This window comes from Ralstonia sp. 1138, assembly GCF_040544795.1.
Lineage (GTDB): Bacteria > Pseudomonadota > Gammaproteobacteria > Burkholderiales > Burkholderiaceae > Ralstonia > Ralstonia flatus.
The window spans coordinates 404,007-424,762 of record NZ_JBEPKQ010000003.1; the positions used below are offsets into that span (position 1 = coordinate 404,007).

Annotated in this window: 22 protein-coding genes, 1 other RNA gene and 1 riboswitch; of the genes, 13 read left to right on the forward strand and 10 right to left on the reverse strand. The window is 64.9% G+C overall.

All coding sequences use genetic code 11. The features are described from left to right. Nucleotides 1-122 precede the first annotated feature (122 nt). From ABIC76_RS14770 to cobA, 6 genes are read left to right on the forward strand one after another with little or no spacing between them, the layout of a single operon-like run. Nucleotides 123-1,784, forward strand: coding sequence for a nitrite/sulfite reductase (locus ABIC76_RS14770; RefSeq protein WP_027680756.1), 1,662 nt, complete (start codon nucleotides 123-125; stop codon nucleotides 1,782-1,784). Between the two features lie 18 nt (nucleotides 1,785-1,802). Continuing rightward, a complete protein-coding gene (locus ABIC76_RS14775; protein WP_354534423.1) occupies nucleotides 1,803-2,348 on the forward strand; it encodes a DUF934 domain-containing protein in 546 nt (181 codons plus the stop codon). Continuing rightward, nucleotides 2,345-3,172: a phosphoadenylyl-sulfate reductase gene (locus ABIC76_RS14780; protein WP_102066631.1), complete on the forward strand. Its 828-nt coding sequence runs from the start codon at nucleotides 2,345-2,347 to the stop codon at nucleotides 3,170-3,172. Before ABIC76_RS14775 ends, ABIC76_RS14780 begins: the two co-directional genes overlap by 4 nt. Nucleotides 3,173-3,192: 20 nt before the next feature. Then, on the forward strand, nucleotides 3,193-4,143 hold the full coding sequence (gene cysD, locus ABIC76_RS14785) for a sulfate adenylyltransferase subunit CysD (RefSeq protein WP_102066630.1): 951 nt from the start codon (nucleotides 3,193-3,195) through the stop codon (nucleotides 4,141-4,143). 2 nt (nucleotides 4,144-4,145) lie between these two features. Next, nucleotides 4,146-5,465 carry a sulfate adenylyltransferase subunit 1 gene (locus tag ABIC76_RS14790; protein ID WP_354534424.1) on the forward strand — a complete coding sequence of 440 codons (1,320 nt, stop codon included), beginning with the start codon at nucleotides 4,146-4,148 and terminating at the stop codon, nucleotides 5,463-5,465. Nucleotides 5,466-5,521: 56 nt separating this feature from the next. Further along, nucleotides 5,522-6,328 (forward strand): uroporphyrinogen-III C-methyltransferase, encoded by an 807-nt coding sequence (cobA, locus tag ABIC76_RS14795; RefSeq protein ID WP_354534425.1) that lies wholly within the window; start codon nucleotides 5,522-5,524, stop codon nucleotides 6,326-6,328. 15 nt (nucleotides 6,329-6,343) lie between these two features. Here the strand turns inward: cobA and ABIC76_RS14800 are convergent, their stop codons facing one another. After that, nucleotides 6,344-7,360, reverse strand: coding sequence for a zinc-dependent alcohol dehydrogenase family protein (locus ABIC76_RS14800; RefSeq protein ID WP_354534426.1), 1,017 nt, complete (start codon nucleotides 7,358-7,360; stop codon nucleotides 6,344-6,346). A gap of 125 nt (nucleotides 7,361-7,485) precedes the next feature. Here ABIC76_RS14800 and ABIC76_RS14805 point away from each other — a divergent pair, with 125 nt between their 5' ends. Both ABIC76_RS14805 and ABIC76_RS14810 read left to right on the forward strand, forming a co-directional pair. Then, nucleotides 7,486-8,382 carry a LysR family transcriptional regulator gene (locus ABIC76_RS14805; protein ID WP_354534427.1) on the forward strand — a complete coding sequence of 299 codons (897 nt, stop codon included), beginning with the start codon at nucleotides 7,486-7,488 and terminating at the stop codon, nucleotides 8,380-8,382. A 29-nt stretch (nucleotides 8,383-8,411) separates the two neighbouring features. After that, nucleotides 8,412-8,828, forward strand: coding sequence for a 5-carboxymethyl-2-hydroxymuconate Delta-isomerase (locus ABIC76_RS14810; RefSeq protein ID WP_354534428.1), 417 nt, complete (start codon nucleotides 8,412-8,414; stop codon nucleotides 8,826-8,828). Here ABIC76_RS14810 and ABIC76_RS14815 read toward each other — a convergent pair. Genes ABIC76_RS14815 through lptF form a run of 3 tightly spaced genes read right to left on the reverse strand, consistent with a single transcriptional unit; the run spans nucleotide 8,825 to nucleotide 11,507 of the window. Further along, nucleotides 8,825-9,196, reverse strand: a complete 372-nt coding sequence (locus ABIC76_RS14815) for a sirohydrochlorin chelatase (RefSeq protein ID WP_354534429.1) — start codon at nucleotides 9,194-9,196, stop codon at nucleotides 8,825-8,827. The two genes, ABIC76_RS14810 and ABIC76_RS14815, sit on opposite strands and share 4 nt — an antisense overlap. Continuing rightward, on the reverse strand, nucleotides 9,196-10,389 hold the full coding sequence (lptG, locus tag ABIC76_RS14820; protein ID WP_102066917.1) for an LPS export ABC transporter permease LptG: 1,194 nt from the start codon (nucleotides 10,387-10,389) through the stop codon (nucleotides 9,196-9,198). Before lptG ends, ABIC76_RS14815 begins: the two co-directional genes overlap by 1 nt. Next, complete coding sequence (gene lptF, locus ABIC76_RS14825) at nucleotides 10,389-11,507, reverse strand: LPS export ABC transporter permease LptF (RefSeq protein WP_027680766.1); 1,119 nt, start codon at nucleotides 11,505-11,507, stop codon at nucleotides 10,389-10,391. Before lptF ends, lptG begins: the two co-directional genes overlap by 1 nt. A 114-nt stretch (nucleotides 11,508-11,621) precedes the next feature. Between lptF and ABIC76_RS14830 the strand changes: the two genes are divergently transcribed. From ABIC76_RS14830 to ABIC76_RS14840, 3 genes are read left to right on the forward strand one after another with little or no spacing between them, the layout of a single operon-like run. Beyond that, nucleotides 11,622-13,130, forward strand: a complete 1,509-nt coding sequence (locus ABIC76_RS14830; RefSeq protein ID WP_027680767.1) for a leucyl aminopeptidase — start codon at nucleotides 11,622-11,624, stop codon at nucleotides 13,128-13,130. A 22-nt stretch (nucleotides 13,131-13,152) separates the two neighbouring features. Next, complete coding sequence (locus tag ABIC76_RS14835; RefSeq protein ID WP_354534430.1) at nucleotides 13,153-13,581, forward strand: DNA polymerase III subunit chi; 429 nt, start codon at nucleotides 13,153-13,155, stop codon at nucleotides 13,579-13,581. Continuing rightward, nucleotides 13,578-14,003, forward strand: a complete 426-nt coding sequence (locus ABIC76_RS14840; protein ID WP_354534431.1) for a DUF2486 family protein — start codon at nucleotides 13,578-13,580, stop codon at nucleotides 14,001-14,003. Before ABIC76_RS14835 ends, ABIC76_RS14840 begins: the two co-directional genes overlap by 4 nt. A 55-nt stretch (nucleotides 14,004-14,058) precedes the next feature. Here ABIC76_RS14840 and ilvD read toward each other — a convergent pair whose 3' ends face one another. Continuing rightward, nucleotides 14,059-15,732, reverse strand: coding sequence for a dihydroxy-acid dehydratase (gene ilvD, locus ABIC76_RS14845; RefSeq protein WP_354534432.1), 1,674 nt, complete (start codon nucleotides 15,730-15,732; stop codon nucleotides 14,059-14,061). Nucleotides 15,733-15,860: 128 nt separating this feature from the next. Between ilvD and ABIC76_RS14850 the strand changes: the two genes are divergently transcribed. Both ABIC76_RS14850 and lgt read left to right on the forward strand, forming a co-directional pair. Then, nucleotides 15,861-16,805, forward strand: coding sequence for a LysR substrate-binding domain-containing protein (locus ABIC76_RS14850; RefSeq protein WP_102066620.1), 945 nt, complete (start codon nucleotides 15,861-15,863; stop codon nucleotides 16,803-16,805). A gap of 14 nt (nucleotides 16,806-16,819) precedes the next feature. Then, entirely contained in the window at nucleotides 16,820-17,722 is a 903-nt protein-coding gene (lgt, locus tag ABIC76_RS14855) for a prolipoprotein diacylglyceryl transferase (RefSeq protein ID WP_354534433.1), read from the forward strand. 66 nt (nucleotides 17,723-17,788) lie between these two features. On the opposite strand, the gene ABIC76_RS14860 is transcribed toward lgt, so the two are convergent. From ABIC76_RS14860 to ABIC76_RS14880, 5 genes are all read right to left on the reverse strand, one after another. Beyond that, nucleotides 17,789-18,490: an SIMPL domain-containing protein gene (locus ABIC76_RS14860; protein ID WP_102066618.1), complete on the reverse strand. Its 702-nt coding sequence runs from the start codon at nucleotides 18,488-18,490 to the stop codon at nucleotides 17,789-17,791. A 94-nt stretch (nucleotides 18,491-18,584) separates the two neighbouring features. Next, the gene (locus ABIC76_RS14865) at nucleotides 18,585-19,055 is read right to left on the reverse strand and encodes an EVE domain-containing protein (protein ID WP_102066916.1); all 471 of its coding nucleotides are present in this window, start codon (nucleotides 19,053-19,055) and stop codon (nucleotides 18,585-18,587) included. A 153-nt stretch (nucleotides 19,056-19,208) separates the two neighbouring features. Further along, nucleotides 19,209-19,428: non-coding RNA, 6S RNA (gene ssrS / locus ABIC76_RS14870), on the reverse strand. 215 nt (nucleotides 19,429-19,643) lie between these two features. Beyond that, the gene (locus tag ABIC76_RS14875) at nucleotides 19,644-19,961 is read right to left on the reverse strand and encodes a cell division protein ZapA (RefSeq protein WP_027680775.1); all 318 of its coding nucleotides are present in this window, start codon (nucleotides 19,959-19,961) and stop codon (nucleotides 19,644-19,646) included. A 2-nt stretch (nucleotides 19,962-19,963) separates the two neighbouring features. Beyond that, nucleotides 19,964-20,284, reverse strand: coding sequence for a hypothetical protein (locus ABIC76_RS14880; RefSeq protein WP_012762586.1), 321 nt, complete (start codon nucleotides 20,282-20,284; stop codon nucleotides 19,964-19,966). A 166-nt stretch (nucleotides 20,285-20,450) separates the two neighbouring features. Further along, nucleotides 20,451-20,701, forward strand: a riboswitch (cobalamin riboswitch). Nucleotides 20,702-20,756: the final 55 nt, after the last annotated feature.

The following is a 20,756-nucleotide window of genomic DNA, read 5'->3' on the forward strand; positions in this document are numbered from 1 at the left end:
GTGATCTCATGCCGGCGCCGCTTGATTGCCGCTGTTGTCGCTGAGACGACAGCAGCGCCATCACGAAACGCATTCCCCCAATTGAATCGCATGCCGGCCCAGCCGGATTGGACTGAACAGTCATGTACCAATACGACGCTTACGATCACCGCCTCGTCGCCGACCGCGTTGCGCAGTTCCGCGACCAGGTGCGCCGCCGTATCTCGGGCGAACTGACCGAAGAAGAGTTCCTGCCGCTGCGCCTCCAGAACGGCCTGTACTACCAGCGCCACGCCTATATGCTGCGCGTGGCGATTCCGTACGGCCATCTGCGCGCCAACCAGATGCGCATGCTCAGCCATATCGCGGCGGAGCACGACCGCGGCTATGGCCACTTCAGCACGCGCCAGAACATCCAGTACAACTGGATCGAGCTGGAGCAGGTGCCGGACATCCTGGCCAAGCTGGCCTCGGTCGAAATGCACGCCATCCAGACTTCGGGCAACTGCATCCGCAACATCACGACCGACCAGTTTGCCGGTGTCGCGCCGGACGAGGTGATCGACGCGCGCCCGCTGGCGGAAATTCTGCGCCAATGGTCGACGTTCATCCCCGAGTTCGCGTTCCTGCCGCGCAAGTTCAAGATTGCGGTGTCGGCTTCGCGCCAAGACCGCGCCGTGACGCAACTGCACGACATCGGCGTCTACGCCTATGAGAAGGACGGCCAGACGCTGCTGCGCATCCTGGCCGGTGGCGGCATGGGCCGTACCCCGATCTTGGGCGCGATCATCAAGGAAGACCTGCCGTGGCAGCACATGCTGTCGTACATCGAAGCCGCCGTGCGCGTGTACAACCGCTACGGCCGTCGCGACAACAAGTACAAGGCGCGCATCAAGATTCTCGTGAAGGCCATCGGCGCTGAGGAATTTGCGCGCCAGGTGGAAGAAGAGTGGCAGCACATCAAGGACGGCCCCTCGACCATCACGCAGGCCGAATTCGACCGCGTGGCGCAGTTCTTCGCGCCGCCCGCGTATGAAAAGCTGGCCGACACCGATGCCGGCTATGAAAAGGCGCTGCTGGAGAACAAGGCGTTCGCACGCTGGGTCAGCCGCAACGTGCATCCGCACCGCGTGCCGGGCTACGCCGCGGTCACGCTGTCGCTCAAGCCGGGCGCGGCGCTGCCCCCGGGCGATGCCACGGCCGAGCAGATGGCGCTGGTGGCGGATTGGTCGGAGCGCTTCGGCTTTGGCGAGGTGCGTGTCGCGCACGAGCAGAACCTGATCCTGCCGGACGTGAAGAAGCACGACCTGCTGGAGCTGTGGCAGCTGGCCAAGGAGCACGGCATGGCCACCGCCAACATCGGCCTGCTGACCGACATCATTGCGTGCCCGGGCGGCGATTTCTGCTCGCTGGCCAACGCCAAGTCGATCCCCATCGCGCAGGCGATCCAGGCGCGTTTCGACGATCTCGATTACGTGCACGACCTGGGCGAGCTGTCGCTCAACATCTCGGGTTGCATCAACTCGTGCGGTCACCACCACGTTGGCAACATCGGCATCCTGGGTGTCGATAAGCACGACGAAGAGTGGTACCAGGTGTCGCTGGGCGGCGCGCAGGGCAACGATTCGGCGATCGGCAAGATCATCGGCCCGTCGTTCAAGGCCGAAGAAATGCCCGACGTGATCGAGCGCATCATCGACACCTTTGTTGCCAACCGCACGGAAGACGAGCTGTTCATCGACACCTATCACCGCATCGGCATGACCCCGTTCAAGGAACGCGTCTACGCCCGTGCAGAAGCCTGAATGCCGAGGGAAACGAACATGAGCAAGATCATCAAGCTGCAAAACGGTGCCCCGCAAATCGTGGCTGACGAATGGACCGTACTGCGCGCGCCGGAAGGCGGCGAACTGACGCAAGCCGATGTGGATGCCGCCGCGCAGGCCGTCGTGCCGCTGGCCTATTGGCAAGCGCATCGTGACGCACTGCTCGGCCGCGCGCGTGCCGGCACGTTGGCCGTCTGGCTGGCACCGGACGACGAGCCGTTCGCGCTGGAAGCCGATCTGCCGAACCTGTCGCTCGTGGCGGTGGATTTTCCGGTCTTCCGCGATGGCCGTGGCTACAGCACCGCGTTTTTGCTGCGCCAGCGCCTGGGCTTCACGCGTGAACTGCGCGCCATTGGCGACGTGCTGCGCGACCAGCTCGACTTCATGCGCCGTTGCGGTTTCGACGCCTACGCCGTGCGCGCAGACAAGAACATCGACGATGCACTGAATGGCTTCGGCGAGATCAGCGTGCGCTACCAAGGTGCCGTCGACGAGCCGCGTCCGTTGTTCCGCCGCGAGCGTGCCGTTCAGGAGGCCGCGTGAGCGACGTGCAAGACGTGAGCGTGTCCGAAGTGCCGGTGTCCGCAATCGGTCGCCCGGTGCTCTGGACGCGTCCGGCCTACACCGGCACGGCTGAAGCCCTGGCCGCGAAGGAAGCCGCGCTGTTCGAACGCCTGGCTGAGATTGCCGCCAAGCACGGCGTGGCGAAATTCGCCACCAGCCTCGCTGCCGAAGACATGGTCGTGACCGATGCGATCCTGCGCAGCCCCGAGGCCGTGCGCGCGCACCTGCCGATCTTCACGTTGCAGACGGGCCGTCTGCACGCCGAAACGCTGGAGATGCTCGATCGCGTCCGGACGCATTACGGTTATGCCATCGAGCAGTACGCGCCGGACGCCCGCGCAGTGGAAGCCTACGTGCGCGACCACGGCCTCAACGCTTTTTACGACAGCATCGAGCTGCGCAAGGCCTGCTGCAACATCCGCAAGGTGGTGCCGCTGAACCGCGCCCTGAAAGACGCCGACGCGTGGCTCACGGGCCAGCGCCGCGAGCAGGCCGTCACGCGTGCCGACCTGCCGTTTGCCGAAGATGACGAGGCTCGCGGCATCGCCAAGTACAACCCGCTGTTCGACTGGTCCGAGGCCGAAGTCTGGGCATACCTCGAGCAGCACAACGTGCCCACCAACGCGCTGCATGACAAGGGCTATCCCAGCATCGGCTGCGAGCCTTGCACGCGCGCGGTGCGTGCTGGCGAGGACGTGCGCGCCGGCCGCTGGTGGTGGGAATCGCGCGACAGCAAGGAATGCGGTCTCCACGCGGCAAATGCGGTGACAAATTCGGCGACGAACCTGTCGCAAAAGAATTGAGCGAAAGCGAAGGAAGAATCATGGGAGTGATGAGCGAGATCCCCGGCACGGCGCTGACGCCGGTGCAGAACGAACACCTCGACTGGCTGGAAGCCGAGTCGATCTACATCATCCGTGAAGTGGTGGCCGAGTGCCGCAATCCGGCGCTGCTGTTTTCCGGCGGCAAGGATTCGATCGTCATGCTGCATCTGGCGCTCAAGGCGTTCCGTCTGGGTGACCGCAAGATCGAACTGCCATTCCCGCTGGTGCACATCGATACGGGGCACAACTACCCGGAAGTGATCCAGTTTCGGGACCAGCGCGTTGCGGAACTCGGCGCGCGCCTGGTGGTCGGCCACGTGGAAGACTCCATCAAGCGCGGCACCGTGCGCCTGCGCAAGGAAACCGATTCGCGCAACGCCGCACAGGCCGTCACGCTGCTGGAAACGATCGAAGCGAACGGTTTCGATGCCCTGATGGGCGGCGCCCGTCGCGATGAAGAGAAGGCCCGTGCGAAGGAACGCATCTTCTCGTTCCGCGACGAATTCGGCCAGTGGGATCCGAAGGCGCAGCGCCCGGAACTCTGGAGCCTGTACAACGCCCGCATGGCGCAGGGCGAGCAGATGCGCGTGTTCCCGATCTCCAACTGGACGGAACTCGACGTGTGGCAATACATCGCCCGCGAGAACCTCGCCCTGCCGCCGATCTACTACGCGCATCAGCGTGAAGTCGTGCGCAAGAACGGCCTGCTGGTGCCGGTGACGCCGATCACGCCCAAGGCCGATGGCGACGTGAGCGAAGTGCTGTCGGTGCGCTTCCGCACCGTGGGCGACATCAGCTGCACCTGCCCCGTGGCGAGCACCGCCGCCACGCCGGCCGAGATCATCGCCGAGACGGCCGTGACCGAAATCACCGAACGCGGCGCCACGCGCATGGACGACCAGACGAGCGAAGCCTCGATGGAGAAGCGCAAGAAGGAAGGATATTTCTGATCATGACAACGCATTCGACGCATCCTGCATCGCACCAAGGCCTGCTGCGCTTCATCACCGCCGGTTCCGTCGACGACGGCAAGAGCACGCTGATCGGCCGCCTGCTGTACGACAGCAAGGCCGTGCTGACCGACCAGCTGCAAGCGCTGGCCAACGCCAAGAACAAACGTACCGCCGGCGAGCAGATCGATTTCTCGCTGCTGACGGACGGCCTGGAAGCCGAGCGCGAGCAGGGCATCACGATCGACGTGGCGTACCGCTATTTCTCGACCGCGCGCCGCAAGTTCATCATTGCCGACACGCCGGGCCACGAGCAGTACACGCGCAACATGGTGACGGGCGCGTCGACCGCGCATGCCGCCATCATCCTGATCGATGCGACGCGCGTGACGACCGTCGACGGCAAGACCGAGCTGCTGGCGCAGACCAAGCGCCATTCGGCCATCGTGAAGCTGCTGGAGCTGCAGCACGTGATCGTGGCCATCAACAAGATGGACCTGGTCGACTACAGCGAAGCGCGCTTCAACGAAATCCGCACCGCCTACGATGCACTGGCCACGCAACTCGGCCTGCACGACGTGCGCTATGTGCCGGTCTCGGCGCTGCGCGGCGACAACATCGTGCATGCCTCCGAAGCCATGCCGTGGTATCAGGGCGAGCCGCTGCTGGCGTTGCTCGAAGACCTGAAGGTGGAAGAGACCGCCCCGGTGGGCGACGATGCGCTGCGCTTCCCGGTGCAGTTGGTGGCACGCCAGGATGGCTCGCAAGCCGATGATTTCCGCGGCTACATGGGCCGTGTGGAAGCCGGCACCGTGCGCGTTGGCCAGGCTGTGCGCGTGCTGCCTGCCAATCGCGAAACCACCGTGGCCGAAGTGCTGACGCCCAATGGCTCAGCTGATGCGGCCGGCCCGGGCGAGACCATCACCGTGCGTCTGGCCGACGATGTGGACATTTCGCGCGGCGACACTATCGTCGCGGCTCCGACCACTGCCGCCAACGCCGCCAAGAAGCTGCACGCCGACCTGTGCTGGTTCGACGAACACGAGCTGAACCCGGCTCGCAAATACGTGCTCAAGCACACCACGGCCACCGTATTCGCACGCGTGTCCGATGTGGAGCGGGTGCTCGACGTGCATACGCTGTCGCACGAAACCGGTCGCAAGCAAATCGCGCTCAACGATATCGGCACGGTCAACATCAGCCTGCAGAAGCCGATCGTGTGCGATGTGTATGGCGATAACCCGGCCACCGGCGCGTTTATCCTGGTGGATGAAGCCACGCACCACACGGTGGCGGCTGGCATGATCCGTGCGTTTTCCTGATGTGAAAGGGGCGCGGTCACTTGCGTCCCACGAGGAAAAGGCAAAGGAAGCTGCAAATGGAAGCGAAGACCCCCAAGACACTCGGCCACGTGAGCCTGATTGGTGCGGGCCCCGGTGCTGCGGACCTCATCACGGTGCGCGGCGCACGGTTGTTGGGCGAAGCAGAGGTCGTGCTGCACGATGCTCTCGTCTCGCCCGAGGTCTTCCAGTACTGCCCGCAAGCCGTGCTCATTCCGGTGGGCAAGCGATGCGGCAAGCGTTCGACGGCGCAGCGCTTCATCAACCGGCAGCTCGTCGATCTGGCCACGAAGTACCAACGCGTCGTGCGCCTCAAGGGCGGTGATCCGATGCTTTTCGGCCGCGCCGATGAAGAATTGCAGGCGCTGGAGCAAGCCGGCATCGGCTACGAAATCGTCCCGGGCATCACGGCCGCGCTGGCAGCCGCATCGGCCATCCGTCAGCCGTTGACCAAGCGCGGCGTCGCTCGCAGCGTCGCGTTTGTTACGCAAGCCAAGGCAACCGACCCGGACACGCCGCAACCCGAAGGCGTCGTGCCCGGCCCCGTCGCGCAGGCCGATTCGCTCGTCTACTACATGGGCCGTGATCAGGCTGCGTCCATTGCAGCCGACCTGATCGCCCGGGGCCGCGCACCGTCGACACCCGCCTGGGTAGTCGAGGCCGCGACCACACCCGAGCAGCGCTCGGCGTGCTTCACGCTGCAGCAGATGGCCGACGGCGCCGCTGCGCAGTGGATCAACCCCGAGCATCCGAGCCTGCTGATGATCGGCGACGCCTTTGCCGTGCGCGCCTCGGCAGCGGCGCCGGAAATTCTCGCGGGCGAGCCGCATATCCTCGCTGCCTGAGGCCTTCAGCCGGCCTCAGAACGTCAGCGCAATCTTCCCGAACACCTTCCCCGCCTGCAGTGTCACGAACGCTTCGGGCGCGTCCTGCCACGGCAGCACCTGATCGACGATCGGGTGCAGGCCGTGCAACGCCAGCGCGCGGTTCATCGCTTCAAATGACGCGCGCGGCCCCACCGATGCCGGCCGGATCACCGCCTTGCGCGCAAAGATCTCCAACGGCGTGACGCCGCCCTCGCGTCCGGCGAGGTAGCCAACGAGGTGAATCTGTCCCCCGATCCGCAACGCCTTCAGCGAGCGCTGCAGCGTGCCGCCGCCGCCCACTTCGATGACGTGATCGACGCCCCGGCCGTCCGTGCGTGCCAAGACGGCCTCATGCCATTCCGGCGTCGATCGATAGTTGATCGTGTCCGACTCGGGAACGCCCAGGGCCCGGACGCGCTCCAGCTTGGCGTCGCTGCTGGATAGCACGATGGGCCGCGCGCCCGCCATCCGCGCAAATTGCACGGCGAACATCGACACGCCGCCCGTGCCCTGCACAAGGACGGTCTCGCCGGGTTGCAGGTTGCCTGCTTCGATCAGGCAATGCCAGGCGGTGACCCCCGCGCAGGGCAGTGTGGCCGCCTCCGCGTCGCTCAGGTGCGCAGGGACGATCACCGCGCCGCCGGCGTCCAGCCGCATGGCGTCGGCCAGCCAGCCGTCGATGGGGCCGCCGAGCATGCGGCGCGTGTCGGCGTTGCGGAAGTCGCCGGCATCCCAACGTTGCCAGAACGTGCCGGCCACGCGGTCCCCGGGGTGCACGCGCGTGACGCGTTCGCCCACCGCCACGACCTCGCCAACCCCGTCCGAGAGCGGAATCAGCGGCAACGGAAAGCGCGTGAAAAAGGTGCCGCAGACGATTTCGAGATCACGGTAGTTGAGCGATGCGGCGCGCGTCCGAACGATGATCTCGTCGGGCGCGGGCGTCGGGTCATCCCGTTCGATGGGGCGCAGGGCATCGATGCCGTAACCGTCGGTCAGAGCCAGGGCTTTCATGGGTTCCTCTTCGCTTAAGTCTTTGGGGCCGCGCACGAGGCGCGTCTGGCACGACTTTGGCGCATGTCATAAGATGAATCCAATTCAATTTAGTCAGAAAAAACATAACGAAGAGGAATGTCGGCATGCTCGAGGAAATGCGTACCTTTGTGCTGTTGGCGCAGACGGGCTCGATCGCTCGCGTAGCGGAGCGCCTGCCGCTCACGCAGCCGGCCGTCACCAAGCAGATTCAGCGGCTCGAGCGCGCCCTGGATACCGTGCTCTTCGACCGCCGCGTCAAGCCATTCCGCCTGACAGCCGAGGGCGAGGCGGTGCTTGCCCGGTGCCGCACCATCGTCGGCGAATTCGAAGCGTTGCGGGGCAGCGTGCGGTCTTCGGGCGAACCGGAAGGCGTGCTGCGCGTGGGCGTCAGCCACGCCGTGGGCGACGCGCGATTCGCTCGTGTACTGTCGGGCCTGCGGGAGCGCTATCCGGCGGTGTCGTTTCGTTTGAGCTGCGAGTGGGGCGGCGTCCTGCGTGAGCGGCTTCAGCGCGCCGAACTGGATGCGGCGCTGTGGCTGGCGCCGTCGGGTGTTGCCGGCCATCGGTCGGACGGCGGTATCCGCGTGATCGGCACGGAGCCGGTCAGTCTGATTGCCGCGCCCTCGCGCAAGCTGCCGGCCGCAGTCTCGATGGCCCAGGTCCGGGACGAAGCCTGGGTGCTGAATCCGGCCGGGTGCGAGATGCGCGCCTGGTTGCTCGGGCGCTACGAGGCCGACCGGCTGACGCCCAACGTGGCTGCCGAGGTGCAATCGGTGCCGTTGCAGCATGCGTTGGTGGCGGAGGGTTTCGGGCTCGGCTTTGCGCCGTTGCGGCTCATCGGCGCGCAGCTTGAGGACGGGGCACTCTCGGCGCACAAGCTGGCAGCAGCGCCGGCACTGTGGGATGTGTGCGTGCAACGGGGGCCGTCGCTCGGCCGGCTGGGGCGGGTGGTGGATGCGCTCGAAACGGCGCTGTCCACTGAAGCCGCGGTGGTGCGTTAATCACCTAACGTTCTTTTCAGGCGCCTGCGATGCCGCACGTCATCATCGAATACACCGCGAATGTCGAAGCCGATGCGCGCATCCCCGAGCTGATGCGCACGCTCAACGATGTGCTGATCGGCCACGCCGATGTGTTTCCCACCGCGGGCATCCGCACACGCGCGCTGCGCCTGGACCAGTACCGCATGGCCGACGGCGGTGCGGACGACGCCTTCATCCACGTGACGTTCAGGATCAAGGCTGGCCGGCCCAAAAACGTGACGGGGCCGATCTGTGCGGCTATGTTCGCCGCCATGCGCGCGCATCTGGCCGACGTGTTTGCGCGCCGTTATCTCGGGCTGACACTGGAGCTGGTGGAGTTCGACCCGCACGGCTTTCACGTCGAGAACAACGTGCATTCGCGCTTTGCGCGCGTAGCCCAATCGCAGCAGGACGGTCTGGCTTAGCCGAGTTGGCGGACGCAGTAACCGGCGATGGCGTCGAGCACGGCGTCGTCTTCGCCAACGGCGTCGACGCAACGGATGGAAAGCGTGGGGTAAGCCTGCGCGCATTGCGCGATCAGCGCAGGCAGATCGCGCCGCAAGTGGCCGCCCTGGCCGAAGAACACCGGCACGATGGTGACCGTCTGCGTGCCCTTTGCGGCCAGGTCTTCGATGGTGCCCGGCAGATCGGGCGCCATCAGTTCGAGAAAGGCGAGGCGTGTGTCGACGTCGGGCTGCTGTGCAGCCAAACGCTCGCGCAGGCGGTCGAACGGTTCACGCCAGCGGGCATCGCGCGCGCCGTGCGCAAACAGGACAAGCGCGCGGGCCGCCATCAGTGGCGCTCCACCCAGCGCAGGCTGACCAGCGCCAGTGCCAGATACAGCGCGCCCGGCACGATGGCCGTGAAGATGGCCGGCCAGGTGTTCAGCAGGCCGACGTGCGAGAACAGGTTGTTGACCAGCTGGAACGACAACCCCAGCATGATGCCGCCGAACACCTTCAGGCCGACCGCCCCCGCACGTGCATGCAGATACGCAAAGGGCAGGGCCAGCGCCATCATCACCAGCACGGTGAACGGATAGACCACTTTCTTCCACAGCGCGATCTCGTAGCGCTGCGTGTCCTGCTTGTTGTCGCGCAGGTGGCGGATGTACTGGAAGAGGTCCAGCGTGGCCATGCGGTCGGGTGTGACCATCAGCACCGACAGGATCTGCGGCGTCAGTTCGGAGCGCATCTCCTGGTGCGGCAGCTTGGTCTGCTCGCCGCGGAAGTCGGGCGCCAACGCATCGGGTGCGCCCGCCACGGCCTGCACGGTGTCTTGCGGGGCGACCGTGCCGGGCTTGCGCGGGAATTCAATGAAGCGCGTCTCCGTCACGTCGTTCAGTTGCCAGTTCTGGTGGCCCTGGTAGCGCGCCTGCTCCGCCACACGGATCGAACTCAGGCGGTAGTCCGAATCGAATTCATAGATGCGCAGGCCCTTGATGGACTGGTCCGGCTGCAGCGCGCCCACGTTGACGAAGCGGGTGACTTCGCCGCCCGTGCCGTCCGGCTTGGCGGGGCCACGATCCTTCACCCACACGCCCGAACGGAAGCCGGCCGACACCGTCGCGCCCAGCGCTTCCAGTCGCACCTTCTGTGCGTACTCTTCTGCTTTCGGCCCGATGAATTCACCAAAGATGTACGTCACGAGGGCCAGCGGCAGCGCAATCTTGAACAGCGACAGCAGCGCACGCCGCGTATCCAGCCCCGCCACGCGGAAGATCGTGAACTCCGACTGGCTCGCCATCTGCGAAAACACATAGATGGCGCTGATGAGCGCCGCCACCGGAATCACCTCATACACCCGCGTCGGCGCCTGCAGCATCACGTGGAAAAACGCGACAAGCGTGGTGTAGCGTCCCACCACTGAGCCCAGCTCGCCCAGCATGTCGAAGAAGATGAACAGCGCCAGCACCGCAAACAGGATGAAGACGAACACGCCGTAGATCTGGCGCGCGAAGTACTTCTCGTAGACGGGCATCTTCATCATGCACCCGCCTTCTTGGGCGCAAAACCGAGCACGGCGGAAATCCCCTTCAGGCCGGCCGCGCTGTAATGCCGGAAGCGGAACAGCAGCACCGCGCAGATGAAGGCGACGAGGTGGATCGGCCACCAGGCCATGAACACGTTCATCTTGCCCTGCGAAACCCAGGCCTGCGACAGGTTCAGCAGGTTCGAATACGTCAGGTAGATCAGCACCGCGAAGATCATCGGTGTGTAGCGGCCCAGACGCGGGTTGACGTAGGCCAGCGGAATGGCGATCAGCACGAAGTTCAGCGCCAGCAGCGGCAGGCCGATCCGCCACACCAGTTCGCCGAGGTTCTCGGGCGTCGGATTGGCGAGCAAGTCTTTGGTGGAGCGGCTCTTGGTCGGCAGGTTGGCATCGGCCTGGGGTGGCTTGTTGGCGACCTTCACGCCGTATTTGTCGAATTCGACGATGCGGTAGTCGAGCTTGCCGGGCGTGCCTTCATAGCGGCGCCCCTTGTCGAGCACGACAAAGCGGTCGCCATTGGGCATGGTCTTGAATTCACCAGTCTTGGCCATCGCCACGCCGATCTTGTCCTGCTCGGCATTGGCGACGAACAGGTTGCGGGCGTGCTTCATGCCGTTATCGACGCCCTCGATGAAGAGCACGTAGTTACCGTGCGCGGGCTCGATGAAGCGGCCGGCGGAGATCATCGACAGCACGTCGCGCTGCTCGAAGCGGTCGCGGAACAGCGCGCTCTGCTGGTTGGCCCACGGCCAGCCAAATAGCGCCAGCAGCGCCACCAGCACGATGAACGGCAGCGAGAAGCGCAGCACGGGGCGGATGAAATCCGTCAGGCTGATGCCCGAGGTGAACCACACCACCATCTCGGAATCCTTGTACCAGCGCGTCAGCACCAGCAACACCGAGATGAAGAGCGTGGCGCACAGCAGAATCGCCAGGTAGCCCAGCGTTGCCAGGCCGATAAGGAGCAGGACGTCGTTCGGGTTCGCCTCGCCGTTGGCGGCCATGCCGAGGATGCGGATCACCAGGGTGGTCAGCATGAACGTCAGCAGCACGAGAAAGACGGCGCCGGCGGTGAAGGACAGCTCGCGTCGCAGGGCTTGTTCGAAAATCATGCGGATGCGGGATGGGAGGGCGAGGTCATGACCAGTGTGCGTTCCACCGGAGCCCCTGCGCAAAATCGCGGATAATATGGGCTTTCGTTGACTCGCCTCATAGAGAGAAGCGCGATGGAATTTAGCACAAAAGCCCTGGACTGGGCCAAAGCCGGCGCGTTGGCCGCCAAGAGCGATTGCCTCGTGATCGGTCTGTTCGAGTCGCAGACCCTGGCCGGCGCCGCAAAGGCACTGGACGTGGCCACCAAGGGCTTGGTTGCCCGCCTCGTCAAGTTGGGCGATTTTGAAGGCAAGCGCGGCACGTCGCTGCTGCTGCACGAAGTGGCCGGCGTGGGTGCTGCCCGCGTGCTGCTCGTCGGTCTGGGCAAGGAAGCCGACTTCACCGACCGCGCCTACGCCGAAGCCGTGCGCACCGCACTGCGCGCGCTGGCCAGCACCAAGGCCGCCAGCGTGACGTGGACGCTCACCGAGCACACCGCGCGCGACAAGGACACCGCCTGGGCCGTGCTGACTGCCGTCACGCTCATCCGCGAAGCCAGCTACCGCTTCATCGAGCGCCACCCGGAACTCAAGAGCAAGCGGGACAAGAGCAGCACCGGCCTGCGCAAGCTGGTGCTGTCGGTGCCGGCCGCCGACGCCAAGGCCGCCAGCGTAGCCGCTACGCGCGGTACCGCCATCGCCAACGGCATGGATCTGACGCGAGATCTGGGCAATCTGCCGTCCAACATCTGCACGCCGACCTACCTGGCCAACACCGCTCGCCAGATCGCCAAGGATTTCAAGCTGAAGGTCGAAGTGCTCGGCCGCAAGCAGATCGAAGCCCTGAAGATGGGCGCCTTCCTGGCTGTGACCAAGGGCAGCGAAGAGCCGCCGCAGTTCATCGTACTGCGCTATGAAGGCGGTCCCGCCAAGCAGGCTCCGGTGGTGCTGGTCGGCAAGGGCATCACGTTCGACACGGGTGGCATCTCGCTCAAGCCGGGTGAGGGCATGGACGAGATGAAGTACGACATGTGCGGCGCCGCCTCCGTGCTGGGCACGCTGCGCGCTGTTGCGGAGATGGGCCTCAAGCAGAACGTCATCGCCGTGGTGCCGACCTGCGAGAACATGCCCAGCGGCATCGCCACCAAGCCGGGCGACGTGGTGACCAGCATGTCGGGCCAGACCATCGAGATCCTGAACACCGACGCTGAAGGCCGCCTGATCCTGTGCGATGCGCTCACGTACGTGGAGCGCTTCAAGCCGGCGGTGGTGATCGACGTTGCAACGCTCACCGGCGCCTGCATCATCGCGCTGGGTCACATCAACACCGGCATGTACGCTCGCAGCGATGCGCTGGCCGATGCCCTGGTGGCGGCGGGCAAGCAGTCGCTGGATACCGCCTGGCGCATGCCGCTGGACGAGGAATACCAGGAGCAGCTCAAGTCGAACTTTGCCGATATGGGCAACATCGGCGGCCGCCCGGCCGGCAGCGTGACGGCCGCCTGCTTCCTGGCGCGCTTTACTGAAAAGTACGACTGGGCCCACCTCGACATCGCCGGTACGGCCTGGAAGAGCGGCGCCGCCAAGGGCGCCACGGGCCGCCCGGTGCCGCTGCTGACGCGTTTCCTGATGGACCGCGGTTGACGAGCCGGAGGCACTGCACTGTATGACCCGCGTCGATTTCCACAGCAATGTGCCCGGCAAGCTGGCGTACGCGTGCCGGCTCGTGCGCAAGGCCTACGGCGCGGGCCAGAAGGTGATTGTGGTCGGAGATCAGGCTGCGCTGGAGGCGTTCGACACGCAGCTGTGGACATTCAGCCAGCTCGATTTCCTGCCGCACTGCGGCCTGCGGCATCCGCTCGCCGCGCAGACGCCCATCCTGCTGGCCGATGTAACCGAGCCCCTGGACGATGCGCCGCATCACGACATCCTGGTCAACCTGTCGCCCGAGCCGCCTGCGCTGTTCGCGCGCTTCAGCCGGTTGATCGAAATCGTGGGCGATGACGATGCCGATCGCGCCGCTGCGCGCGATCGCTTCCGTTTCTACCGCGATCGCGGTTATCCGATCCAACACCACGACGTGGGGCGCGCATGACCGACGGACGCTATCCCGGGTCCCAGGCGGACAACAACATCCCGGTTCTGACGGAGATTGTCGAACTGGAGGACGCGGCACCCGCTGTAGCGCCTGCCGCGCCGCCGCGCACGCCTGCTCAAGCCTTCAACGCGGACGTCCCGCCCGCCCTGCGCGAGCAAGGCCTTGCGCCCACCTCGGCCATGCCGCCCGCAGGCACCGACGCCGCCCGCGTGATGGGCGACGTGATGTGGCGTTTCCAATCCGAATGGCCAGCGTTGATCGAAGCGCAATGCCGCGCCGCCATGGAATCGCGTCTGTCGTTGCTGAGTGAACAGCTCGCAGCGGAATTGACGCGCACACTGGAGGCCCGCCTGATGGATTGGCTGGGCGCCGCGCTGGACGATGCGCTCGCCGCGCAGCAGAAGCCGCCGCAGCGCTGATCGCGCAAAGAAGAACCCGCCGTGTGGCGGGTTTTTTGTGGGTGTCGCCAACGAATCAATCCGTTACCGCGCCCTTGCTGGCCGTTGCTGCCAGTTTTGCAAACTTCGCCAGCACGCCCCGCGTATAGCGCGGCGCCGGTTGCTTCCACGCGGCGCGGCGGCGGGCAAGCTCATCGTCGGGCACATTCAACTGCAGCAGTCGCTGGTGCGCGTCGATGGTGATCGAGTCGCCTTCGTGCACGAGGCCGATCGTGCCGCCCACGTACGCTTCAGGCGCGACGTGGCCGACCACCATGCCCCACGTGCCGCCGGAGAAACGTCCGTCGGTGATAAAGCCGACCGACTCGCCCAGGCCCTTGCCGATGATGGCTGACGTCGGTGCGAGCATCTCGGGCATGCCCGGACCGCCTTTCGGTCCAAGATACCGCAGTACGAGGATGTCGCCGGCCTTGATCTGGTCGCCCAGGATTGCGCTCATCGCGCTTTGCTCGTCGTCGAACACGCGCGCCGGGCCGGTGATGACCGGGTTCTTCAGGCCGGTGATCTTTGCCACGGCGCCTTCCTCGGCAAGATTGCCTTTCAGGATAGCCAGGTGGCCTTCCTTGTAGAGCGCCTTGTCGATCGGCAGGATCACGTTCTGATCGGCGCGCGGCTGGTCGGGCACATTGGCGAGTTCTTCTGCCAGCGTCCTGCCCGTGATGGTGATGCAATCCCCATGCAGCAAGCCTGCATTGAGCAGCAGCTTCATCACCTGCGGGATGCCGCCAGCCTCGTGCAGGTCGGTGGCCACATACTGGCCCGACGGCTTGAGGTTGCAGATGACCGGCACGCGCTGGCGGACCCGCTCGAAGTCATCGATCGTCCATTCCACTTCGGCCGCGTGCGCAACGGCTAGGTAATGCAGCACGGCGTTGGTGGAGCCGCCGGTCGCCATGATCACGGCCACGGCGTTTTCGATGGATTTTCGCGTGATGATGTCGCGCGGCTTCAGGTCACGGCGTACGGCTTCGACGAGCACGCGGGCGGATTCGGCGGCGCTGTCGACCTTCTCCTGATCGGGATTGGCCATCGTGGACGAATACAGCAACGACATGCCCAGCGCTTCAAACGACGAACTCATCGTGTTGGCCGTGTACATGCCGCCGCACGAACCGCTCGACGGGCAGGCGTTTTTCTCGATGCCCTCGAAGTCCTCCTCGCTCATGCGGCCGGCGGTGAATTCGCCCACGGCCTCGAACGACGAGACGATGGTCAGGTCCTTGCCCTTCCAGTGCCCCGGCTTGATGGTCCCGCCGTACACGTAGATGCCCGGCACGTTCGTGCGCGCCAGGGCGATCATGCCGCCGGGCATGTTCTTGTCGCAGCCGCCGATGACGACGACGCCGTCCATCCATTGGCCGTTGACGCAGGTCTCGATGCAGTCGGCAATCACCTCGCGCGAGATCAGCGAGAACTTCATGCCCTCCGTGCCCATCGACATGCCGTCGGAAATGGTGGGCGTGCCGAAAATCTGCGGATTCGCGCGGGCGTCCTTCACGGCAGCCACTGCGGCATCGGCAAGCTTCTGCAGGCCGGAGTTGCACGGCGTGATGGTCGAATGGCCGTTGGCTACGCCGATCATCGGATTGTCGAAGTCGTCTTTCGTGTAGCCCAGCGCGTAGTACATCGAGCGGTTGGGCGAGCGCGCCACGCCCTGTGTGATGTGCTGGGAACGCTTGTTGTCTGGCATGGGGGTCTCCGTGGGGTCGGCACCATCGTTGTAGTCAACCGGGTGGCGCCCAGCATGCACTTGGAGAAATGGCGCGTCAAATATATTATTGAGCGACTATTGAGTCGTAAAAAGTATCAATTGCCGATATGGACCTGCGCCAGCTTCGCTACTTCGTGACCGTTGCCGAAGAACTGCATTTCGGGCGTGCCGCCGAGCGGCTTTCGATGACGCAGCCGCCCCTGTCGCAACAAATTCGCGCCCTCGAAGACGAACTGGGCGTCACGCTGTTCCACCGCACGCAGCGTTCCGTGGCGCTGACGGCGGTCGGCGCGCGTTGGCTGGGGGAGGCTCGGCGCGTGCTGGCAGAGGCGAACGCGCTGCCGGGGCTGGCGCAGCGGCTGGCGCGGGGGGAGGTCGGCACGCTGTCGCTGTCCTTTGTCAGCACGGCGGATTACGGCATCCTGCCCGCCTTGCTGCGGCACTTTCGCGATGCGCGGCCCGATGTGCAGCTTCTGCTGCGCGAGGCCACGAGCGATGTGCAAATCGAAGCGCTCCTGGCGGGCGATGTGGATGCCGGCGTCGTGATTGCGCATCACGCCGGCTCCGTGCCGGGCGAACTGGAATACCGCCCGCTGGTGCGCGAGCGCCTCGTGCTGGCGGTACCTGCGTCGCGCGCTGCGCAATGGGGCCTGGCGCCGGGCCAGCCGATTGCACTGGCAGACGCCGCGGCTGACCCGCTGATCATCTTCCCGCGTCGGTCCGCGCCCGCGCTGTATGACATCATTACCGGCTATCATGCCGCGCACGGCGGACGGCCCGAAGACCCCGGTGCCGCCACGCGCATCGGCCAGGAAGCCATCCAGATGCAGACCATCGTCAGCTTGGTTTCCGCCGAGATGGGCGTTGCGCTGGTGCCGGCATCGCTATGCAACCTCCAGCGGACCGGCGTGGTCTATCTCGAACTCGCCGCGCCCAGCCCGATCATCGAGACCGGTCTGGTGTGGCGGCGCGATGCGGCTTCGCCGGTGCTGCCGTGGTTCGTGGCCAGTGCCGAAGCCGTCGCCAAGCTGCAAGAAGACAACCAAACCTGACACCTACAGGATTCATGCTCATCCATCCGCAATTCGATCCCGTCGCCCTGCATCTGGGGCCGCTTGCCATCCGCTGGTACGGCCTGATGTATCTGGCGGCGTTCATCATGTTCCTGTGGTTCGGCCGCCTGCGCACGCGCCAGCCGCACATCGCCGCCGAAGGCTGGACCGGGCGGGACCTCGACGACATGCTCTTCTACGGCGTGCTCGGTGTGATTCTCGGCGGCCGCCTCGGCTACGTGCTGTTCTACAAGGCGGATTGGTATTTCGCCCACCCGCTCGACATCTTCAAGGTCTGGGAAGGCGGCATGGCCTTCCACGGCGGCTTTCTCGGCGTGGTCGTGGCGATGATGCTGTATGCGCGCATGCGCGGGCGCTCGTGGATGCAGGTGACCGATTTCATCGCGCCGATGGTGCCGTGCGGGCTCGCAGCAGGGCGCCTCGGCAACTTCATCAACGGCGAGCTGTGGGGCCGCGTGTCGTCGCCCAACCTGCCGTGGGCGATGATGTTCCCGCAGGCGCAGGGCGAAGACCGCGAGTGGTTGCTTTCGCATGCGCAGGAGGCTGCCACCCGCGGCCTGCAGGCCATTTTCGACCAGTACCACATGCTGCCGCGCCACCCGTCGCAGCTCTACCAGTTCGCGGGCGAGGGCGTGCTGTTCTTCATCCTGCTGTGGCTGTATGCGCGCAAGCCCCGGCCGATGGGTGCGGTGTCGGGCGCATTCCTGCTCGGCTACGGCGTGTTCCGCTTCGCCGCAGAATTTGCGCGCGAGCCGGACAACTTCCTCGGCTTGCTTGCAGCGAATCTCTCGATGGGGCAGTGGCTGTCGTTGCCGATGATCCTGATCGGCATCGCCATGCTGGTCTGGTCCTATCGTCGTGCAGGCAACGGTGCAAAAAACCAGGCGCACGCCTGACGTCGCTGCCGCGCAAAGAAAAAGCCACCGAACTTCGGTGGCTTTTTTCATGGACCGGCTCGCGGCTTACTTCAGCATCTGCACGGCGCCGGAAACCGTCACCGTGACCTGCGCCTTGCCGCCCTCGATGGGCACCGGCGCCGAATCGAACGATGCCGGGGCGGCTGCCATGCGCATCATCGGACGCGGGCCCGGGTTGTTGCTGCCCTCGCTCACGTGCACGTCGCGGATCGTGTAGCTCGTGTAGCCAAACAGCTTGGTGGTCGCCAGAGCCTTGTCGCGGAACGAACTCACAGCCTGATCGATCAGCTTGGCTTCCGCCGCCGTGCGCGCTTCGCGCGAGAGCGTGAAGTTCACGTTCTGCACCTGCATCTGATTGGCCAGCTGGCCGGCCAGCTTGGACGCCGCCGCAAAGTCCTTCGACGTGATGCGCACTTCGGCACGGCCGCGCCAGACGCTGATCTTGCCGTTGCGATCGGTGTTCGGATAGATATTGAAGCCGCCGGTTTCGGCTTGCACGCCAGACGTCCGCTTGGCCTGATTGATCACCTCATCGGCCTTGCGCGACAGCGTCGTGGAGATGGCGCCCGGGTCTGCCCCTTCCTGCTCGGCGCTCAGCGTGAGCGTGACGGTGTCGGTCGGCACTTCGGCCACGGCCTGGGCATCCAGCGAAAGCACGCCCGAATGATTCGTCTCAGGAGCGGCCTGTGCGAAAGCAGTCGTCATCATTGCAGTCCCCAAAATGGTTGCGGCCAGGACAGATTTCATTGTGTTCTCCCAAAAAAGCAATGTGATGCGTCTGACTGGCTCCTACGCGCATCGTTCATCACGTTTGTAACAATTTCCCGCCGCGCACCGTCATTTACTCAGGATCGCGCATCAATTTCGTGGTGATGTAACGCCACTGCGCCGGTGTGACGGGCGTGATCGAAAGGCGGTTGCCGCGTTGCAGCACCGTCATGTCGGCCAATGGTTCGTGCGCGCGCAGCGTCGGCAGATCAATCAGTGCGCACTTGCGTACGAACTTCACGTCGACGAGCATCCAGCGGGGCGCTTCCGGCTTCGACGCGGGATCGTGGTAGTGGCTTCTGGCGTCGAACTGCGTGGGATCCGGATAGCTGGTCGAGCAGACTTCCGCCAGCCCCGCGATGCCGGGCTGCGGACAGGACGAGTGGTAGAACAGCACGCCGTCGCCGATGCGCATGCGGTCACGCATGAAGTTGCGCGCCTGATAATTGCGCACGCCGGTCCAGGGCAGGGTGCCTTCAGCGCGCAGCGTGTCGATGCTGGCCTCGTCGGGCTCGGACTTCATCAACCAGTATTGGGTGGCCATCGTGTGAGACGTGCGGGCGACGTGCGGAAGTGGCGGTGTGCGCAGCATAGCAACACGGCCGCCGCCTCGCCATTGGCCGCGCACCAACGGCGAGCGCATTCACGATAGGCAAAGAAAAAGGCGGTAGCGCACATGTGCACTACCGCCTTTTGTTGGGTCCCCACCTTGGCCGCTAGACCCGCATCCTGAACCCAAGTGAGGTTCAGAGTGGCAGCGGAAGCCGCATTTCGGGTACATCACCGGCGCAGGGAGCCCACGACTTGCGTCGCACGCTATGCACTGGAAGACGCGCTCGCCCACACGGCATATCCCGCACCAAGCAATGCTTATCGGTTCAAGGAATTAATGGCCATGGCGAACCAGGCAGGGAAACTGTCAGACGCATCATCACGCTGTGTTTCGAGCGCATGGCGATGCGTCTGAGAGATTCATCGCAGGCAACCGTTTTTCTCGACTCTGTAGCCGCTAAAGCCTTATGGTGTAAGGGTTTGCGGGAGATGCCGGAAGCCATTGGGTGACACTATACACCCGTTCGCATCCGAACCCAAGCCCGGATGCGATCCGGTTACAAACACGTTTTGTATTGAATCAAATGACTTCGCCGTACTGGCGCAGCGCCTCGTCCGTGCGGGCGTTCAGGTCGGCCAGCTTGGCGCGAATCGTGTCGATCGGCAGGGCAGAGTCGGATGCGGCCTGGCGTTGCATCGACAGCAAATCCGATGCGATGCTGATGGCGGCCATTACGGCGACGCGCTCGATGCCCTTGGTGTTCGAGCCGTTCTTGATGCGCGTCATCTGGTTGTCGACCATGGCTGCGGCTTCACGCAGCGCAGCCTCGTTATCGGCGGAGACAGCGAACTTGTAGGGCTGCCCGGCGATGTTTACTTCAATTTGCTTGCTGCTCATGCTTAGGTCTCCGAGTGCGGGGCGGGGGCGGCCGCTGTATCGTCGGCGCCTGCGGCCTGGCCGAGGAGGTCAAGCTGGCGGGCGTCGGTGGCCGTGGGCAGCTTGTCGAGAATCGATTGGATGCGCAGTTGCGCTTCTTCGATCTTGGCATTGAGCACGCTGCGATCAGCGACCATCGCGTCGCGCTCGGTCTTGAACGCCTCGGCTTCCGCCTGAAGCCGCTCGACTTCGGCGCGCAGGCGCTGGTTCTCGGCGGCGAGCGCATCGGCGTGACGCAGCACGCGCGCGATCTTGCCGGCAAGTTGTTCGAGTTCGTTCAGCATTGGGTGTCAATCAGAATCGAGTGGGGGGATTTTAGCCGATCATGCGCGTCGCGCCTGTCCTCCATACGGATGCGCGATACGTGGCGGCATGAGGCGACGCACTGGGCACAACGTGCCGAGGTGTGTTTTTACCGCGACTGCGACGGGTTTGGGGTGCCTTTTCCGTTAAACTTCGCCGCGTCCTGGTGCCCGCAGCACCATCTGCAGTTAAACGGGAAGCAGGGAGCGCGCGCCCCAAGCGATGCGCCAACCTGCGCTGCCCCCGCAACGGTAAGCGAACGCCGCGTGTACCCGCCATCTCGCCAACAAGAAGATGGGTGCCGCGCGGTCTGTCCATACGCCACTGTTCCTTCGGGAATGGGAAGGCGGACAGGCCGCTTCGCCAGCCCGGATACCGGCCAGGACGGTGGATCTCAGAGAACCAATTCACGGTCCTGCTGCGCCGCCCGATCTTGGCCCTGTGATACTCGCC